The organism is Nonomuraea glycinis (assembly GCF_035920485.1).
In the GTDB taxonomy this organism is placed as follows: Bacteria; Actinomycetota; Actinomycetes; order Streptosporangiales; family Streptosporangiaceae; genus Nonomuraea; species Nonomuraea glycinis.
In genome coordinates this window covers 1,000,656-1,018,114 of the sequence record NZ_CP109166.1, presented here as the reverse complement: position 1 = coordinate 1,018,114, position 17,459 = coordinate 1,000,656, and the positions used below count along the sequence as shown (strand labels likewise).

At 69.9% G+C, this 17,459-nt stretch carries 18 protein-coding genes; 11 read left to right on the top strand and 7 right to left on the bottom strand.

Annotated elements, in window-relative coordinates:
* Positions 1 to 5 precede the first annotated feature (5 nt).
* From OHA68_RS04650 to OHA68_RS04620, 7 genes are all read left to right on the top strand, one after another.
* Positions 6 to 878, top strand: a complete 873-nt coding sequence (locus tag OHA68_RS04650) for an SDR family NAD(P)-dependent oxidoreductase (protein ID WP_189136422.1) — start codon at positions 6 to 8, stop codon at positions 876 to 878.
* A 213-nt stretch (positions 879 to 1,091) separates the two neighbouring features.
* Complete coding sequence (locus OHA68_RS04645; protein WP_327106503.1) at positions 1,092 to 2,249, top strand: ROK family transcriptional regulator; 1,158 nt, start codon at positions 1,092 to 1,094, stop codon at positions 2,247 to 2,249.
* A gap of 11 nt (positions 2,250 to 2,260) precedes the next feature.
* Positions 2,261 to 3,745, top strand: coding sequence for a sugar ABC transporter ATP-binding protein (locus tag OHA68_RS04640; RefSeq protein WP_327106502.1), 1,485 nt, complete (start codon positions 2,261 to 2,263; stop codon positions 3,743 to 3,745).
* Positions 3,745 to 4,773, top strand: a complete 1,029-nt coding sequence (locus OHA68_RS04635; RefSeq protein ID WP_327106501.1) for an ABC transporter permease — start codon at positions 3,745 to 3,747, stop codon at positions 4,771 to 4,773. Before OHA68_RS04640 ends, OHA68_RS04635 begins: the two co-directional genes overlap by 1 nt.
* Complete coding sequence (locus OHA68_RS04630) at positions 4,770 to 5,816, top strand: substrate-binding domain-containing protein (RefSeq protein WP_327106500.1); 1,047 nt, start codon at positions 4,770 to 4,772, stop codon at positions 5,814 to 5,816. The genes OHA68_RS04635 and OHA68_RS04630 overlap by 4 nt, the downstream gene beginning before the upstream one ends.
* Positions 5,817 to 5,827: 11 nt before the next feature.
* The gene (locus tag OHA68_RS04625; RefSeq protein WP_189136427.1) at positions 5,828 to 6,979 is read left to right on the top strand and encodes a Gfo/Idh/MocA family protein; all 1,152 of its coding nucleotides are present in this window, start codon (positions 5,828 to 5,830) and stop codon (positions 6,977 to 6,979) included.
* Positions 6,976 to 7,980, top strand: coding sequence for a sugar phosphate isomerase/epimerase family protein (locus tag OHA68_RS04620; RefSeq protein ID WP_327106499.1), 1,005 nt, complete (start codon positions 6,976 to 6,978; stop codon positions 7,978 to 7,980). The genes OHA68_RS04625 and OHA68_RS04620 overlap by 4 nt, the downstream gene beginning before the upstream one ends.
* Before the next feature lie 51 nt (positions 7,981 to 8,031).
* On the opposite strand, the gene OHA68_RS04615 is transcribed toward OHA68_RS04620, so the two are convergent.
* From OHA68_RS04615 to OHA68_RS04605, 3 genes are read right to left on the bottom strand one after another with little or no spacing between them, the layout of a single operon-like run.
* Positions 8,032 to 9,117, bottom strand: coding sequence for a Zn-dependent alcohol dehydrogenase (locus OHA68_RS04615; RefSeq protein ID WP_327106498.1), 1,086 nt, complete (start codon positions 9,115 to 9,117; stop codon positions 8,032 to 8,034).
* Positions 9,118 to 9,133: 16 nt separating this feature from the next.
* Positions 9,134 to 9,325 (bottom strand): ferredoxin, encoded by a 192-nt coding sequence (locus tag OHA68_RS04610; protein WP_189136430.1) that lies wholly within the window; start codon positions 9,323 to 9,325, stop codon positions 9,134 to 9,136.
* Positions 9,322 to 9,774 carry a pyridoxamine 5'-phosphate oxidase family protein gene (locus OHA68_RS04605; protein WP_327106497.1) on the bottom strand — a complete coding sequence of 151 codons (453 nt, stop codon included), beginning with the start codon at positions 9,772 to 9,774 and terminating at the stop codon, positions 9,322 to 9,324. Before OHA68_RS04605 ends, OHA68_RS04610 begins: the two co-directional genes overlap by 4 nt.
* An 84-nt stretch (positions 9,775 to 9,858) precedes the next feature.
* On the opposite strand from OHA68_RS04605, the gene OHA68_RS04600 reads away from it, so the two are divergent.
* Complete coding sequence (locus OHA68_RS04600; protein ID WP_327109458.1) at positions 9,859 to 10,488, top strand: class I SAM-dependent methyltransferase; 630 nt, start codon at positions 9,859 to 9,861, stop codon at positions 10,486 to 10,488.
* Here the strand turns inward: OHA68_RS04600 and OHA68_RS04595 are convergent.
* The 4 genes from OHA68_RS04595 to OHA68_RS04580 all read right to left on the bottom strand — a co-directional run bounded on the left by OHA68_RS04595 (position 10,485) and on the right by OHA68_RS04580 (position 14,659).
* The gene (locus OHA68_RS04595) at positions 10,485 to 11,483 is read right to left on the bottom strand and encodes a DUF1702 family protein (protein WP_327109457.1); all 999 of its coding nucleotides are present in this window, start codon (positions 11,481 to 11,483) and stop codon (positions 10,485 to 10,487) included. The genes OHA68_RS04600 and OHA68_RS04595 overlap by 4 nt on opposite strands.
* A 166-nt stretch (positions 11,484 to 11,649) precedes the next feature.
* Entirely contained in the window at positions 11,650 to 12,684 is a 1,035-nt protein-coding gene (locus tag OHA68_RS04590) for a prenyltransferase (protein ID WP_327106496.1), read from the bottom strand.
* A complete protein-coding gene (locus tag OHA68_RS04585) occupies positions 12,681 to 13,397 on the bottom strand; it encodes a class I SAM-dependent methyltransferase (RefSeq protein ID WP_189136434.1) in 717 nt (238 codons plus the stop codon). Before OHA68_RS04585 ends, OHA68_RS04590 begins: the two co-directional genes overlap by 4 nt.
* A 17-nt stretch (positions 13,398 to 13,414) precedes the next feature.
* Entirely contained in the window at positions 13,415 to 14,659 is a 1,245-nt protein-coding gene (locus OHA68_RS04580) for a glycosyltransferase family 4 protein (RefSeq protein ID WP_327106495.1), read from the bottom strand.
* A 238-nt stretch (positions 14,660 to 14,897) separates the two neighbouring features.
* Between OHA68_RS04580 and OHA68_RS04575 the strand changes: the two genes are divergently transcribed.
* The 3 genes from OHA68_RS04575 to OHA68_RS04565 all read left to right on the top strand — a co-directional run bounded on the left by OHA68_RS04575 (position 14,898) and on the right by OHA68_RS04565 (position 17,382).
* Positions 14,898 to 15,920: a GDP-mannose 4,6-dehydratase gene (locus tag OHA68_RS04575; RefSeq protein WP_189136436.1), complete on the top strand. Its 1,023-nt coding sequence runs from the start codon at positions 14,898 to 14,900 to the stop codon at positions 15,918 to 15,920.
* 81 nt (positions 15,921 to 16,001) lie between these two features.
* Entirely contained in the window at positions 16,002 to 16,559 is a 558-nt protein-coding gene (locus tag OHA68_RS04570) for a helix-turn-helix domain-containing protein (protein ID WP_327106494.1), read from the top strand.
* Positions 16,552 to 17,382 (top strand): SRPBCC family protein, encoded by an 831-nt coding sequence (locus OHA68_RS04565; RefSeq protein ID WP_327106493.1) that lies wholly within the window; start codon positions 16,552 to 16,554, stop codon positions 17,380 to 17,382. Before OHA68_RS04570 ends, OHA68_RS04565 begins: the two co-directional genes overlap by 8 nt.
* Positions 17,383 to 17,459 lie beyond the last annotated feature (77 nt).

Below are 17,459 nucleotides of genomic sequence, written 5' to 3'. Positions count from 1 at the left end.
GTTCGATGCTTCGCTTCGATGACAGGGTCGCGATCGTCACGGGTGCCGGGCACGGTCTCGGCCGCTCGCACGCGCTGCTGCTGGCCGACCGGGGCGCCAAGGTCGTCGTCAACGACCTCGGCGGCGCGCTCGACGGCACCGGGGCCTCGACGGGACCGGCCGCCGACGTGGTGGAGCTCATCACCAAGAACGGCGGCCAGGCCGTCGCCAGCACCGACAACGTCGCCACCCCCGAGGGCGCCGCCGCGATCGTGGCCGCCGCCGTGGAGGCGTTCGGCAAGATCGACATCGTCGTCAACAACGCCGGCATCCTGCGCGACAAGTCGTTCGGCAAGATGACGGTCGAGGACTTCGACAACGTGCTGGCCGTGCACGTCCGCGGCTCCTACCTGGTCAGCCGGGCCGCTTACCCGTACATGAAGGAGGCCGGTTACGGCCGCGTCGTCAACACCTCCAGTCCGGCGGGGCTGTTCGGCAACTTCGGCCAGGCCAACTACTCCACCGCCAAGATGGGGCTGGTCGGGCTCACCAAGACGATCGGCATCGAGGGCGCGCGCAACGGCATCAGGGCCAACGCCATCGCGCCCATCGCCTGGACGCGGATGACCGAGGCGATCCTGCCGGCCGAGTTCGAGGCCAAGTTCTCGGCCGAGCGGGTCAGCGCCCTGGTCGCCTACCTCGTGCACGACTCGTGCGAGGTCACCGGCGAGGTGTTCAGCGTCGGCGGCGGCCGGGTGGCGCGGGTGTTCGTGGCCGAGGGGCCGGGCTGGCAGAGCGACGACCTCACGCCGGAGGCGGTGGCGGACAACTGGGCGTCGGTCATGGCCGAGCAGCCCTACGTGCTCACGGCGGCCGACTCGATGAAGGCGATGCTCTAGCGGGCTCCGGCGGCCCGATGGCGGCCCGATGGCGGCCGGTGGTCCAGCGGGCTCCGGCGGTCCGATGAGGCGGTGGTCCCCCTGTGGACCACCGCTTTTTTTCGGGCCCAGAATCCTGACAAATCGGGGTTTGTTCGATTATCGACAGAAGTCAGCCTAGTTTGATCGCCCTGGACTCTTGTATTGCCAGTTGTGCGATCTTATTGTCTCGGCATGACCTCCGCTCCGGGCTCGCCCGGCGACGTGCTGACGCTCATCAGCGCAGGCTTCGCGACGACTCGCTCCGACCTCGCCCGCCTCACCGGCCTCGCCAGGTCCACGATCGCCCAGCGAGTCGACGCGCTGATCGAGCGTGGCCTGGTCGAGGAGACCGAGAGCGGCGAGTCCACCGGCGGCCGGCCGCCTCGCCAGCTCCGCCTGCACACCGAGCAGCACGCCTTCGCCGGCGTCGACCTCGGCGCCACGCACTGCCGGATCACGCTGATGGACATGTCCGGTGAGGTGCTGGCCTCCTGCGAGGACCAGCTGCTCATCGGCGACGGCCCGGAGACGGTCCTGGCGCACGTGGACGGGCGGCTCGACCGGCTGCTCACCGAGGCCGGCCGCCCCCGCGCCGCGCTGCGGGCCATCGGGATGGGCGTGCCCGGCCCGGTCGAGTACGCCACCGGCCGGCCCAACAACCCGCCGATCATGCCCGGCTGGAACGACTACCCGATCCCCGAATACTTCGACGGCGCCGCCGTCCTGGTCGACAACGACGTCAACGTGATGGCCCTGGGCGAGCAGCGCAACGCCTTCGCCGACACGCACCACCTGCTCTTCGTCAAGGTCGGCACCGGCATCGGCTGCGGCATCGTGGCCGAGGGCAGGCTGCACCGGGGCGCGCAGGGCTCGGCCGGCGACATCGGCCACATCCGGGTCAACGGCCACGACGACGCCGGCTGCCGCTGCGGCAACAGCGCCTGCCTGGAGGCCGTGGCCGGCGGGGCGGCCGTGGCGCGCAGGCTGACCGAGCTCGGCATCCCCGCCGAGACCGGAGCCGACGTCGTGGCACTCGTACAGGCGGGCAACACCCAGGCGCTGCGGCTGGTCAGAGAGGCGGGCCGGCTCATCGGCGAGGTGCTGGCGAGCCTGGTCAACTTCTTCAACCCCGAGGTCATCGTGATCGGCGGCGCGCTGTCCCGCGTCCACGAGCATCTGCTCGCGGGCATCAGGGAGACGGTCTACCGCAGGTCGCTGCCGCTGGCCACGCACCACCTGTCGATCGTGCCGAGCCGGATGGGGATCAACGCCGCGGCGCTGGGCGCCGGAATGCTCGCCATCGAGCACTACCTGTCACCCGAGAACGTCAACCGCATCGTCAACGCCTGAGAGGGGATCCGATGCTCGTCATGAGAGGGATCGTCAAGCAGTTCCCTGGCGTGCGCGCGCTGGACGGGGTGGACCTGGACGTGCGGGCGGGCGAGGTGCACTGCCTGCTCGGCCAGAACGGCGCCGGCAAGTCCACGCTGATCAAGGTGCTGGCCGGGGTCCACCAGCCGGACGAGGGCACCATCGAGTTCAACGGCGAGCAGGTGCGCCCGTCGAGCCCCAACGACGCCATCAGGCTCGGCTTCGCCACCATCTACCAGGAGCTCGACCTGGTGGACGGGCTCAGCGTGGCGGAGAACATCTTCCTCGGCCACGAGCACGCCAAGCTCGGCTTCGTCAACATGTCGGCCGCCAACCGCGCCGCCCGCCAGGTGCTGGAGCGGCTCGGCCACGGGGAGATCCGCCCGTCCACCGAGGTGGGCCGGCTGCCCGCCGCGGCCAAGCAGGTCGTGTCGATGGCGCGGGCGCTCTCCCACGACGCCCGCCTGATCATCATGGACGAGCCGTCGGCCGCGCTGGCCCACGACGAGGTGGACAACCTCTTCCGGATCATCCGCGAGCTCACCGCGCAGGGCGTGGCCGTCGTCTACATCTCCCACCGGCTGGAGGAGATCCGCGAGATCGGCGACCGGGTCACCGTGCTGAAGGACGGCCGTACCGTCGCCGTCGGCCTGCCCGCCCGTGAGACCGCCACCTCGCAGGTCGTCTCGCTGATGACCGGCAGGAACGTCGAGTACGTCTTCCCGCCCCGGGCGGCGAACCCGCCCGGCGAGGAGGTGCTGAAGGTCGAGGGACTCACCTCGCCGGGCGCGTTCGCCGACGTGTCCTTCTCCGTACGCGCCGGCGAGATCGTCGGACTGGCCGGCCTCGTCGGCTCCGGCCGCTCGGAGATCCTCGAAGCGGTGTACGGCGCCCGCCCCGCCTCCGGCCGGGTGGAGCTGGCCGGCAAGCAGGTACGGCACAGCGTCGTCGGCAACGTCAAGCGCGGCATGGGCCTGGCCCCCGAAGAGCGCAAGGCCCAGGCGCTCCTGCTGGACCAGAGCATCACCGCCAACATCACCCTGGGCAGCCTGCCGAGCTTCGCCAAACTCGGCTGGATGAACCGCGCCCGCGAGCGGGCCGAGGCGCACCGGCTGGTGAAGGCGCTGGACATCCGGCCGCCCGACCCGGAGCGGCCGATCAAGAACCTGTCGGGCGGCAACCAGCAGAAGGCCGTGCTGGCCCGCTGGCTGCTCGGCAGCCGCAAGCTGCTCCTGCTCGACGAGCCGACCCGGGGCGTGGACGTGGGCGCCAGGGCCGAGCTCTACGCGGTCATCCGCGACCTCGCCGACCGGGGCATCGGGGTGTTGCTGGTCTCCAGCGAGGTGCCCGAGGTGCTCGGCCTCGCCGACCGCGTCCTGGTGCTGCGCGAGGGCACGGTCATCCACCAGGCGGACGCCGGCGAACTCGACGAGCACCGCGTGCTCGACATGATCATGGATGGGAGAGCGGCCTGATGAGCGACCCCAAGAGACCGCCGGCGGCGGTCCCCGAGACAGGCGGATCCGCGCCGCCGGGCGCGGCGACACGCAACCCGCTGAGCGCACTGGGCGAGGCCCGCCACCTCGGCCTGCTGGTGGCGCTCGGCCTGCTGATCATCGTCGGCCTGGTCACCAGGCCGGAGAACTTCGCGACCACCTCCAACCTGGTCAGCATCCTGTCGCTGGCCGCGACCATCGGCGTCATCACCGTCGGCGCGACGTTCGTGATCATCGGTGGCGGCATCGACCTGTCCGTCGGCGCCCTCATGGCGCTGGCCTCGGTCTGGGCGACGACGCTGGCCACGCAGGAGTACGGGCCGTTCGTCATGGTGATCTGCGCGCTGCTCGTCGGCACCGGCGCGGGGCTGGTCAACGGGCTGCTCATCGCCTACGGGCGGCTGGTGCCCTTCATCGCCACCCTCGCCATGCTGGTGGCGGCGCGCGGCCTGGCCCAGCGCATGTCCGACCGCAAGACCCAGCTCATCCAGAGCGGCAACACGGCCCTCGTCGACCTGTCGACCACGCGGGTGCTCGGCATCCCGCTGCTGGTCTACATCTTCGCCCTGGTCGTGGTGCTCGGCTGGATCCTGCTCAACCGCACCACCTTCGGCCGCCGCACCTACGCGGTCGGCGGCAACCCGGAGGCGGCCAGGCTGGCCGGCATCGACGTCCGCAGGCACACCATGCTGCTGTACGCGCTGTCCGGGCTGACCTGCGGCATCGCCGCCGTCCTGATCATGGCCCGGACGACCACAGGCTCGTCCACCCACGGCGACCTGTACGAACTCGACGCCATCGCGGCCGTCATCATCGGCGGCACCCTGCTGACCGGTGGCCGTGGCACCATCATCGGCTCGATCCTGGGCCTGTTGATCTTCACGCTCATCACCAACCTGTTCATCCTCAACGGGCTCAACACCAGTGACCAGCTGATCGCCAAGGGCCTGATCATCGTCGTCGCCGTCCTTCTCCAGCGGCGGAATCTGAAGGAGAGAGCACCATGAGCAACAAAGTCGCGCGCAGAGGATTCCTCGTCGGTGGCGCCGTCCTGCTGGCAGCGGGCTGCACCAGCAACGAGCCGGCCGAGACCGCCTCCAGCGCGGCCCCCGCGCCCGCCCCGGCGGCCAGCGGAAACGACGAGCCCGGCACCAAGGTGGTCATCGGCTTCTCCGCGCCGGCGGCCGACCACGGCTGGATCGCCGCCATCGCCAAGAACGCCGAAGCCGCCGCCAAGCAGTACACCGACGTCGAGTTCAAGCCGGTCGAGCCCACCAACGACATCAACCAGCAGATCTCCGCCGTCGAGTCGCTCATCGCGGCCAAGGTGAACGCGCTGGTGATCCTGCCCAACGACGGCCAGCAGCTCAACCAGGTCGCCCTGCAGGCCACCGCGGCCGGCATCCCGGTGATCAACCTCGACCGCGTCTTCCCCGACAAGCTCGCCTACCGCACCTGGATCGGCGGCGACAACTACGGCATGGGCGTCGCGGCCGGCCACTTCATCGGCAAGTCGCTGAAGGACAAGGGCGTCGCCGACCCGGTGATCGTGGAGATCCAGGGCATCGCCACGCTGCCGCTCACCCAGGACCGCAGCAAGGGCTTCGAGGACGCGCTGAAGACGTACGGGTTCAAGGTCGCCGCGAAGCAGGACGCCCAGTTCACCGTGGAGACCGGCAACGAGGTGGCCGCCTCGCTGCTCCAGGCGCACAAGAAGATCGACGCGCTCTGGAACCACGACGACGACCAGGGCATCGGCGTGCTCGCCGCGATCAAGGAGGCCGGCCGCGACGAGTTCATCATGGTGGGCGGCGCCGGCTCGGCGAACGCCATGAAGGAGATCCAGACGGGCACCTCGGTGCTGAAGGCCACGGTCACCTACAGCCCCACGATGGCCGCCTCGGCGATCAAACTCGCACGTCTGATCGCCCAGGGCAAGGGAATGAGTGACCTGCTGGAGAACCAGGTTCCGCAGTCGATCACCCTGGCCTCCGAGACCATTACCAAGGAGAACGTAGATAAGTATCTGCCACTTGGCTTCGAATCCTGATCGGGGGCTGCATGTCAGACAGAACCGTCGGCGTCGGCATGATCGGCTATGCCTTCATGGGACGCGTCCACTCCCAGGCTTGGCGTAGCGTCGCCGCCTTCTTCGACGTACCGGTGATCCCGCGGATGCGGGTGATCTCCGGACGCTCGAGGGAGGCCACGAAGGCCGCGGCCGAACAGATGGGCTGGGAGGAGGCGGTGACTGACTGGCGGGAGGTGATCGGGCGGCCGGACGTCGACATCGTCGACATCTGTACGCCCGGTGACACCCACGCCGAGATCGCCATCGCCGCCCTGCGCGCCGGCAAGCACGTCATCTGCGAGAAACCGCTGGCCAACACCGTCGCCGAGGCTGAAGCCATGGTCCAGGCGGCGGCTTCGGCCACCGGCAGGAGCATGGTCGCCTTCAACTACCGGCGGGTGCCCGCCGTGGCGCTCGCCCGTGACCTGGTCGCGCAGGGCAGGCTCGGCGAGATCCGGCACGTACGCGCCCAGTATTTGCAGGACTGGATCGTCGATCCGGAGTTCCCGCTGGTCTGGCGGCTGCAGAAGGACAAGGCCGGCTCCGGCGCGCTCGGCGACATCGGCGCGCACATCATCGACGCCGCCGAGTTCATCAGCGGCCAGCTGATCACCGGCGTCTCGGCGCTGACCGAGACGTTCATCAAGGAACGCCCGCTGTCGGAGGGGTCGTCCGGCCTGGCCGCCGCGGGCGGTTCCGGCCGGGGCACGGTGACCGTCGACGACGCCGCGTTGTTCACCGCCCGGCTGTCCGGCGGGGCGGTCGGCTCGTTCGAGGCCACCAGGTTCGCCACCGGCCGCAAGAACGCGATGCGGATCGAGCTCAACGGCTCGCTGGGCAGCCTCGCCTTCGACTTCGAGTCGATGAACGAGCTGTGGTTCAGCGAGGGCGGCAAGGGTTTCGAGCGCATCCTCGTCACCGAACCGGACCACCCGTACGTCGGCGCGTGGTGGCCACCGGGACACGGCCTGGGCTACGAGCACACCTTCACCCACGAGATCAGGGACTTCCTGGAGGCGATCGGCCAGGGGACCGACCCGACGCCGTCGTTCGCCGACGGGCTCCGGGTGCAGCGTGTGCTGGCCGCGGTCGAGCAGAGCGCGGCTGACGGCAGCCGCTTTACCACCGTGGAGGACACATGAGACCCATCACGCTGTTCACCGGCCAGTGGGCCGACCTGCCGTTCGAAGAGGTCTGCAGGCTGGCGGCCGAGTGGGGCTACGACGGCCTGGAGATCGCCTGCTCGGGCGACCACTTCGACGTCGAGCAGGCGGTGACCGACCCGTCCTACGTCGAGCAGAAGCGCGCCCAGCTCGACAAGCACGGCCTGAAGGTGTGGACCATCTCCAACCATCTGGTCGGCCAGGCCGTCTGCGACCACCCCATCGACGCGCGGCACAAGGCCATCCTGCCGGCCCGGATCTGGGGCTCGGGCGACCCCGAGTCCGTACGGCAGGCCGCCGCCGAGGACCTGAAGAACACCGCCAGGGCGGCGGCGCTGCTGGGCGTGGACACGGTGGTGGGCTTCACCGGCTCCTCCATCTGGCACACGGTCGCGATGTTCCCGCCGGTGCCGGCCTCGATGGTGGACGCCGGCTACCAGGACTTCGCCGACCGCTGGAACCCCATCCTGGACGTCTTCGACGAGGTCGGGGTCCGCTTCGCGCACGAGGTGCACCCCAGCGAGATCGCCTACGACTACCACACCACCGTCCGCACCCTGGAGGCGATCGGCCACCGCCCCGCCTTCGGGCTCAACTGGGACCCCTCCCACATGGTGTGGCAGGACCTGGACCCGGCGGGGTTCATCCTGGACTTCGCCGACCGGATCTACCACGTGGACTGCAAGGACACCCGGATGCGGGTGGGCGACGGCCGGCGCGGCCGCCTGTCCTCGCACCTGCCGTGGGCCGACATGCGGCGCGGCTGGGACTTCGTCTCGACGGGCCGGGGCGACGTGCCGTGGGAGGACTGCTTCCGCGCACTGAACTCGATCGGCTACACCGGGCCGATCTCCATCGAGTGGGAGGACGCGGGCATGGACCGCCTGGACGGTGGCCGTGAGGCCCTGTCCTACATCCGTGGCCTCAACTCCATCACCCCGCCCACCACCGCCTTCGACGCCGCCTTCTCCACTGAGTGACGCAGGGCAGGAAGCCCGGGCCCGTGCGGCCCGGGCTTTCTCATGCCCGGGTCAGTCCATCACCACGATCTGGCGCAGGACCTCGCCGCTCTTCAGTGCGGCCACCGCGTCGTTCAGGTCGGCCAGCCTGATGCGGGCGCTGATCATCGACTCCAGGTCGAGCTGGCCCGCCTTGTAGAGGTTGGCGAAGTAGGGGAAGTCGTGCCGTACGTCGGACTCGCCGTACAGGCTGGACAGGAGGTTCTTGCCCTCGAAGAGCAGGTTGAAGGCGGGGAAGGTGACCATGTCGTCGACCGCGCCGGCGCCGACGACGATGACGTCGCCTCCGGCGCGGGTGATCTGCCAGGCGTTCTGGATGGTGGCCGCCTTGCCGACGACCTCGAAGCCGTAGTCGAAGCCGTTGCCGCCGGTGAGCTCGTTCAGTGCGGTGGGGACCTGGTCGGGGGTGACCGCGTGGGTGGCGCCGACCTTCTTGGCCATCGCGTGCTTGGACTCCAGCGGGTCCACGGCGAGGATCGTGCGGGCGCCGGAGACGCGGGCGCCCTGGATCACCGACAGGCCGACGCCGCCACAGCCGATGACCGCGACCGTGGAGCCCGGTCGTACCTTCGCGGTGTTGATCGCGGCGCCGACGCCGGTGGTGATGCCGCAGCCGATCAGCGCGCCGACCTCCCACGGCACCTCGGGGTCGAGCTTGATCGCGCCCTGCCACGGGACCACGATCTCCTCGGCCCAGGTGCCGCAGCCGGCCATGCCGAAGGCCGTGGTGTCGCCGCCGTAGCGGAAGTTGCCCTTGGTGAACGACTCGATCACGTACTTCAGGCACAGGTAAGGCTGGCCGCCCAGGCACAGGTCGCACTCCTGGCAGGCCGGGCGCCAGCTGATCACCACATGGTCGCCGGGTTTGACCGTGGAGACGTGCGCGCCGACCTCCACCACCTCGCCCGCGCCCTCGTGGCCGGGGATGAGCGGCACGGGCTGCGGCAGCACGCCGGTCATGGCCGACAGGTCGGAGTGGCAGACGCCGGTGGCCTTGATCCGGACCCGGACGTCGGTGGGCCCGACGGGGGCCAGTGTGACGTCGTCGCGGATGTCGAGCTTGTCGTCGCCTACGGCGTGCAGAAGGGCGGCGCGCATGGGGGATCCTCTCCGGCTATTCCTCTACGGAAAGTGCGGCTTTGGGACAGGATCGCACCGCGTGGCGGACGCGATCCAGCATTTCTGGCGGTGGCTCGGGGAGGAGGATGTGCAGTTGGTCGTCCTCGTCCAGCTCGAACACCTCGGGCGCGAGCCCCATGCACACGGCATTGGCCTCGCAGACCAGCTCGTCCACCTTGACCTTCACGAGAGCCTCCTGTGATCCCATGAGACCACCTTGGTGGGCTCGACCACGTAAGCGACCCGCTTGCGACCTGTCTGTTCGACGTAGGGGCGCAGGAGCTCGTCCGCCACCCCGGGCGTCATCCGGCGCGCGACGGCCATGCCGACGGCCAGGACGGACTCGGCGTCGTCCATCGGCGTGACGCGGCCGTACACCAGGACGCCGCGCAGCTCGGCGTAGTCCTCGCCGGCCTCGATGAGACAGCTCACCCGGGGGTCGCGCGCCAGGTTGCGGGCCTTCTGAGCCTTGCCGTAGGTCCAGAAGGTGATCCGGCCCTTGTCGAGCCCGTAGAACATGGTCACCAGGTGCGGTGTGCCGTCGGGGTTGATGGTCGCGAGCTGCAGCTTGCGTGCCCCCTCCAGCAGTGCGGTGACCTCGTCTTCCGACATGGCGATCCGAGTACGCTGATTCACGCTGCTAGTAGAACAGGTTCCATTATAGCGGGCAAGGGGACCCCGGAATGTTGTTCGGTTCTACTAGGGTTCAGGGCTATGACGATGCCGCCTGAGCTGCTGCGAGCCGCCGAGGAAGCCAAGGGATTCATGCCGCGGAAGGAGGGCCTGGCCCTGTTCGAGGTGGCCTGCGACTACGGCGCGCGCGGGCCCGTCTGCGAGATCGGCACCTACTGCGGCAAGTCCGCCGTTTACCTCGGCGCGGCGGCCAGGCGGACCGGGTCCGTGGTCGTCACCGTCGACCACCACCGGGGCTCGGAGGAGATCCAGCCCGGCTGGGAGCACCACGACCCGGAGCTGGTCGACCCGCGCTTCGGCCAGATGGACTCGCTGCCCGTCTTCCGCGCCACGATCGCCGCGGCGGGCCTGGAGGACGAGGTGATCGCGATCGTCGGCAGGTCCGAGCGGGTGGCCGCGCTCTGGCGCACTCCGCTCGGCATGCTGTTCATCGACGGCGGTCACTCCGACGAGCCGGTCACCCGCGACTACGAGGGCTGGGCGCCGCACGTCATGACGGGCGGGGCGCTGGTCTTCCACGACATCTACCCCGACCCGGCCGACGGCGGGCAGGCGCCCTATCGGATCTACCTGCGCGCGCTGGAGTCCGGCGCGTTCGCCGAGGTGCGCGCCGAGGGCTCGCTGCGCGTCCTGGAGCGGGTGGCTCCAGGGATCTAGGCGTTCTGGTGGCGGCGGGCCCACAGCCTGCGGGTGTGCGCCTGCCAGCTCTGGAAGTCCTCGTGGCCGCGCGGGTCGTGGCCGAGCATGACGAGCGCGCTGTCCGCCCAGCCGGCCGCCTCCGCGGGGGTGTCGCCCGCGAGGATCGGCACCGCCTGCGCGACGTGGTCGGGCAGTGGCCCGGCCTGCGTCCTGGCCGCGACCGCGAACGCGCAGCCCTGGGCCAGATGCGCCCGGAACCCGTCGGCGCCCGCGTGCTCGGTCAGCCACCACAGTTCGTCGGCCTCCGCCCCGCCGGTGTAGGCGGCGGCGAACCCGACCCCGCTCCACAGCGCGGCCCGCCTGCTGACCGGGTACGCGGCGATCCTGGCGGCCACGTCGTCGGGCGAGGCGCAGTCGTGGTACCACAGCAGCCGGCCCAGGCCCTGGTCGACGAGCGCGCAGTGCGACCTGGTGAGCAGGTCGGGCATGGCCCGCTCGCCCACCATCCGGTCCGCCCGCGCCATGCTCCAGCCGAAGCCGAACCCGTCGAGGGCCAGCCACCGCAGCAGCGGATGGGCCCGCCGGGGCGGCCGGATCGGCCGCAGGCGCAGCATCGCGTAACCCCGGCCGGCGCCGAGATGGACGGCGAACTGGTGACGTGTCCCGGGGCCGGTCAGTAGCTCGCGAAGGCGCCGGCCCCGAGTCGCGGTGATCAGGTCGAGCACCGCGCACGCCGCCCCCGCCCCTTCGAAGGCGAAGGCCTGCTGCTCACGGGAAATCTCATCGATCCTCACAACTTCCCGTGACATCACTGCGTTGAAGCCATACAGATACGACTTTTCCGCATTCTCAATGACCGCCCGAGAAGGTCCTCGGGTGAGCCGGAACCTCCGTCTGCTCAGATCGGACTCGCGAGGATCCTTGACCAGAAATCTCCGCCAGCCCCGGGCCGGGGTCAGCGTCGGCTGGATCCCGACCTGCTCCAAGAACGATGTTGTGCCCGTGTCGCCCACGCTTCCCCCGAAGACGCCTCGTACGGCCACTGTCGAACCTAGTGACCCCCATGCGGGCACCCATCGAGCCGCCACGCTCCTGGCGGCAAAGAAGCGGCAAAACCCCTTGCGAAGTCAGCGCTGAGCCGGTGCGCGCCCGCTCAGCGGTGGGCCGGTGCGCACCTGCTCAGCGACGAGCCGGGGCGCAGCCGCATCCTTCCGGCTGTACGGCGGTCAGGGCGGCGGCGTCGCGGAAGATGCCGGAGGCGCCGGTCAGGCCGTCGAGGGCGTCGGCGGCCAGGATCACGGCGGCCGCGGTGTAGCCGGACCGCTCGTGCGGGAAGTGCTTGCGGTTGGCGAACTGCCAGCCGGTCCAGTAGGAGCCGTCCTCGTGCCGCAGGTGCTGCATGTCGCCGAAGAGCGTCGCCGCACGCCCGCGGTCGCCCAGCGCGTCCAGCGCCAGCGCCAGCTCGCACGTCTCCGCGCCCGTCACCCACGGCTGGTCCGACACGCACCGGATGCCGAGCCCCGGCACCACGAACGTGGCCCACTCGCGCTCCAGCGACTCCCACGCCTGTGCCCCGCGCACCGCGCCGCCCAGGACGGGGTAGTACCAGTCCATCGAGAAGCGGCTCTTGTCGGCGAACGCCTCGGGATGGGCGGCCAGCACGTGCGCCAGCCGGTCGGCGGCCAGCTCCCAGTGCGGCTGCGGGTCGCCGAGCTCGTCGGCGAGCAGCACGCCGCACCGCAGCCCCTGGTGGATGGAGGAGCAGCCGGTCAGCAGCGCGTACGCGGCCGCCTGCCCGTGCGCGTCCCGCTCCCAGACGATCTCCCCGCGCTCGGTCTGCAGCCCGGCCGCGTAGTCCAGCGCGGCCTTGGCCATCGGCCACCGCCGCTCGGCGAAGGACCGCTCACCGGTGACGAGAAAGTGGTGCCAGAGCCCGACGGTGACGTAGGCGGCGTGGTTGGACTCCCCGCCCGCCTCGATCGCGACCCCGTCGAGCAGCTTCATCGGCCACGAGCCGTCGTCGCGCTGGTGCCGGGCGAGCCAGTCGTAGCCTCTGCGTACCGGCTCGTCCAGCCCGGCGACCGTCATGGCCATCAGGCACTCGATGTGGTTCCACGCGTCGACGTGCCCTTCCGGCCAGGGCACTCCGCCGTCTTCCCGCTGGATGGCCGCGATGCTCTCGGCCGTCCGGACGACCTGCTCGCGGGAGATCACGCCTCGGGCTTCCTGACGTAGAGCACGACACTCTTGCCGATGACGGGGTTGAGCAGGGCCTCGGCGATCCTGGTGGCGGCGGGGCGCTTCATGATGTCCCAGACGAGCAGCTCGTGGTACGCCTTCGCGATGGGGTGGTCGTCGTTGTTGACGCCGACGGCGCACTTGATCCACCAGTACGGCGCGTGCAGGCCGTGCGCGTGGTGGTGCGGGCCGACGACGAACCCGGTGGCCTTCAGCTTGGCCGACAGCTCGGCCAGCGTGTAGATGCGTACATGCCCGCCCGGAGCGGTGTGGTAGTCCTCGTCGAGCGCCCAGCAGATCCGCTCGGGCAGAAAGCTCGGCACGGTGATCGCGGCCGTGCCGCCGGGCCTGAGCACGCGGAAGATCTCGGCCATCGCCGCCATGTCGTCGGGGATGTGCTCCAGCACCTCGGCGGCGATGACGCGGTCGAAGCCGCCCTCGTCGAACGGCATGTCCAGCGCCGTGCCCTGGACGGTCTCCCCGGTGCCGCCGGGCGGTACCTCGCCCGCCTTGTCCATCGCGGCGAACATGGCGGCCACGTTGTCGAGCTCGGTCTGGTCCATGTCGAACGCGACGACGTCCGCGCCTCGGCGGAGCACCTCGAAGGCGTGCCGGCCGCCGCCGCACCCCAGGTCGAGCACGCGCGTGCCGGGGCCGACGGGCAGCCGGTCGAAGTCGACGGTCAGCACAGGACGATCTCCTCTGATCAGCGGGTACGGCGGGCCGCGATGGCCTCGCGATAGGCCTCGACGGTCTTCTTGGCGACGACGTGCCACGTGTAGCGCTCCATGACCCGGTCGTATCCGGCCTGGCCCACCCGCTCGCGCTCCTCGGGCGAGTCGTGCAGGCGGCGCAGCACGGCGGCGAGCTCCTCCGCGTCACCGGGCGCGACCTGGACGGCGGCGTCGCCGACGACCTCGGGCAACGCGCCCGTACGGCTGGCGACCAGGGGCGTGGCGCAGGCCATGTGCTCGACCGCGGGCAGGGAGAAGCCTTCGTACAGGGACGGCACCACCGAGATCTCGGAGGTGGCGATGAGCTCGCCCAGCTCGTCGTCGGAGATGCCGTGCACGAAGCGGACCCGGTCCTCCAGCGACAGCTCCCGTACCAGCTTCTCGGTGGGGCCGCCGGGGGTGGGCTTGCTGACCACGGTGAGGTTGACGTCGCGCTCGGTGGCGAGCTTGGCGACGGCGCGCAGCAGCGTGGCGACGCCCTTCATGGGGGAGTCGGCGCTGGCCACGGCCACGATCGAGCCCTTGCGCCGGGGCTTGTCCGGGCGTGGGTGGAAGTAGCGGGTGTCGACGCCGAGCGGGATCAGGCGCATGTTCGCCTGGGGGACGTTGAAGTCGCGGTGGATGTCGGCCAGCGACGACTCGCTGACCGTCAGGATCGGGCTGAGCTGGGGAGCGACCTTGGCCTGCATCCGGACGAATCCGTACCAGCGGCGCATGGTCAGCTTCTTGACGCCCTTGGCGGCTTCGAGCTCGATCCGCCGGTCCACGCTGATCGGGTGGTGGATGGTGCCGACCACCGGGAACAGCTTCTGGATGCCGAGCAGTCCGTAGCCGAGCGTCTGGTTGTCCTGCACGACGTCGAAGTCGCCGGCGCGCTTGCCCAGCTCGCGGCGGGCGCGCAGGGTGAAGGTCAGCGGCTCGGGAAAGCCGGCGGTCCACATGGTGCCGACTTCGAGCAGGTCGATCCAGTCGCGGTATTCGGCGAGCTTGGGGGTCCTGAAGGGGTCCTCGTCGCGGTAGAGGTCGAGGCTCGGCACCTTGCGCAGGATCACGCCCTCGTCGAGCTCGGGGTAGGGCTGGCCGGAGAACACCTCGACGTGGTGCCCGAGGGCGACCAGCTCGCGGGTCAGATGACGGAGGTAGACGCCCTGGCCGCCGCAGGTGGGTTTGCTGCGGTAGGACAACAGCGCGATCCGCAGCGTGTCACTCACGGACACCCCTTTCTCCGCCCGGTAGGCCCCGAGAAGGGCGTGTACCGTGAAAGATGACCTTAGTCCGAGAAGGCTACCATTCGGTAGGTCATCTGGAATTGTTCACAGCGGCAGCCACACGCCGTGCGAACTGCGACGTTGCCGTGACCGAGCGTGGTTCGGTAGAACGTGTTCTAGATGGATCCGAGGGCATGGCGTACATTTCCGTCGCAACGGACGCGGCAGCGATAGTTGGAGGACCCCGTTGGCCAGGCGCGCTCTGATCACCGGCATCACCGGCCAGGACGGTTCTTATCTGGCGGAGCACCTGCTCGGTCAGGGATATGAGGTGTGGGGGCTGGCCCGAGGTCAGGCCAACCCGCGGCTGTCGCGGATGCGCAGGCTGCTGGCCGACGTCCAGGTGATCCGGGGCGACCTGCTGGACCAGGGGTCGCTGATCTCCGCGGTGGAACGGGTTCAGCCCGACGAGGTCTACAACCTCGGCGCGATCTCCTTCGTGCCGATGTCCTGGGAGCAGGCCGAGCTGACCGCCGAGGTCACCGGGATGGGCGTGTTGCGGATGCTGGAGGCGATCCGGGTCTGCTCGGGCGCGTCGCGCGGCGGCCGCCCCTCCGGCCAGATCCGCTTTTATCAGGCTTCGTCGTCGGAGATGTTCGGGCAGGTCAGCGAGACGCCCCAGACGGAGACGACCGGGTTCCATCCGCGCTCGCCCTACGGCGTCGCCAAGGCGTACGGCCACTTTCTCACCCAGAACTACCGCGAGTCGTACGGCATGTTCGCCGTCTCCGGCATCCTGTTCAACCACGAGTCGCCGCGCCGGGGGGCCGAGTTCGTCACCCGCAAGGTCACGCTCGGCGTGGCGCGCATCAAGCTCGGCCTGGCCGCCGACCTCCGTCTCGGCAACCTGGACGCCAGGCGCGACTGGGGTTACGCGGGCGACTACGTCCGCGCCATGCACCTGATGCTTCAGGCCGGGACGCCGGAGGACTACGTCATCGGCACCGGCCGGATGAAGTCGGTCAAGGAGTTGGTGCAGGCCGCGTTCGCGGCGGTCGATCTGGACTGGGAGCGCTACGTCGTCACCGACCAGAGTCTGCACCGCCCGGCCGAGGTGGACCTGCTGTGCGCCGACCCGAAGAAGGCCCGCGTCCAGCTCGGCTGGGAGCCCTCGGTGTCCTTCGAGGAGCTGGTCGCCATGATGGTCGAGTCCGACCTGCAGCTGCTGGCCAACGGCGGCGACCCCGACCAGGAAGGCTCCTGGCCCTGATCTGACCGCGGCGGCCCCCCGTCGCGGCTTTTTCATGGGTCATTGACAAAAATGGTTTTTACGTAAAGACTCATTTTTGCAATGAGAGACGTCCTGTACCTAGAAGAGATCGAGCAGGCCGAGGCGCTGCTCAAGCCGCAGCGCGTCGAGGTGCTGCGGCAGCTCGCCGAGCCCGGCACCTGCGGCGAGGTCGCGGCCCGGCTCGGCCAGACGCCGCAGCGGGTCTACTACCACGTCAAGCGGTTGGTGGAGGCGGGCCTGGTCGACCTGGTGTCCGAGCGCCGGGTGCGCGGCATCAACGAGGGCATCTACCAGGCCGCCGCCCGCTCCTACTGGCTGTCGCCGCGCCTGGTCGGCCGGATCGGGCTGGCCAAGGCCCGCGACGAGCTCAGCCTCGGCTATCTGCTCGACCTGATGGAGGACGTGCAGGCCGACATCGCGGCGCTGGACAAGACCGCGCCGGAGCTGCCGTCGATCGGCCTGTCCGGCGAGATTCACGTACGGCCGGAAAAGCGGCAGGAGTTCCTGAACGACCTGCAGACCATGATGCGGGAGCTGTTCACCCGCTATGGCGGAGCCGAAGGCGACGCCTTCAAGCTCGCCGTCGCCTGTTATCCCAAGGGAGAAGACCATGAGTGACCTGATGATCATCCGTGCCCGCGTCCCCGCCTCCGTCAAGCAGGTGCGGCACGCGCTGACCGACCCGGACACCATGCGCGTGTGGCTGGCCGAGCACGTCGAGGTGGAGCTGCCCGGGACCTACGCGTTCTGGGGCCGCTCCACGCCCGAGGGCGACGCGCCGCACCAGCGGCTCCTGCACGCCGACGACCGTACGGTGCGCTTCGCCTGGACGCTGGACGGCGTCGAGACGACGTCGGAGTTCGCCGTGGAGGAGGACGGTCCCGACTCGGCGATCGTGTCGGTCTCGCAGAGTCACTTCGACATGCGGGAGGCGCTCGAGGACACCAACATCCGCGGCGTCCTGCAGACCTACTGGTACCTCGTGCTCGCCAACCTGGCCGAGCACTTCGAGGGCCGCGCCCTCACGCCCAAGCCCGACTTCACCTCCGCCGAGCTGCGCGCGGAGGTCCTGATCGACGCCTCGCCGGCGAAGGTGTACGCATCCTTGATCGACTCGGAGACGGTCAGCCGCTGGTTCGGCTACCCGATCGAGATCGAGCCGCGCGTCGGCGGGCGCTACTCCATGGGCGGGTTCGACGCCGAGGGCGAGCCGGCGAGGATCCTGGAGCTGGAGCCCGACCGCAAGGTCTCCATCGACTGGGGGCACAACGGCGTCGGCACCTGGGAGCTGGAAGGCAGCGGCGGCAAGACCCGGCTGACCATGGTCCAGAGCGGCTTCGACCGCACGCCCTACGCGGCCTGGCTCGGCAGCATCTCCGGTCTGGCCGAGTTGCGCCGCTTCAACGAGATGGCCGACTGGAGCCCGATCTGGCCCAGCTGACCTCGGTGCCTTCGCGACCGTGCCGAGCACCATGAGCCAAGCATTTGCTTGTCCCGCTATGACAGACACAGGAGTCA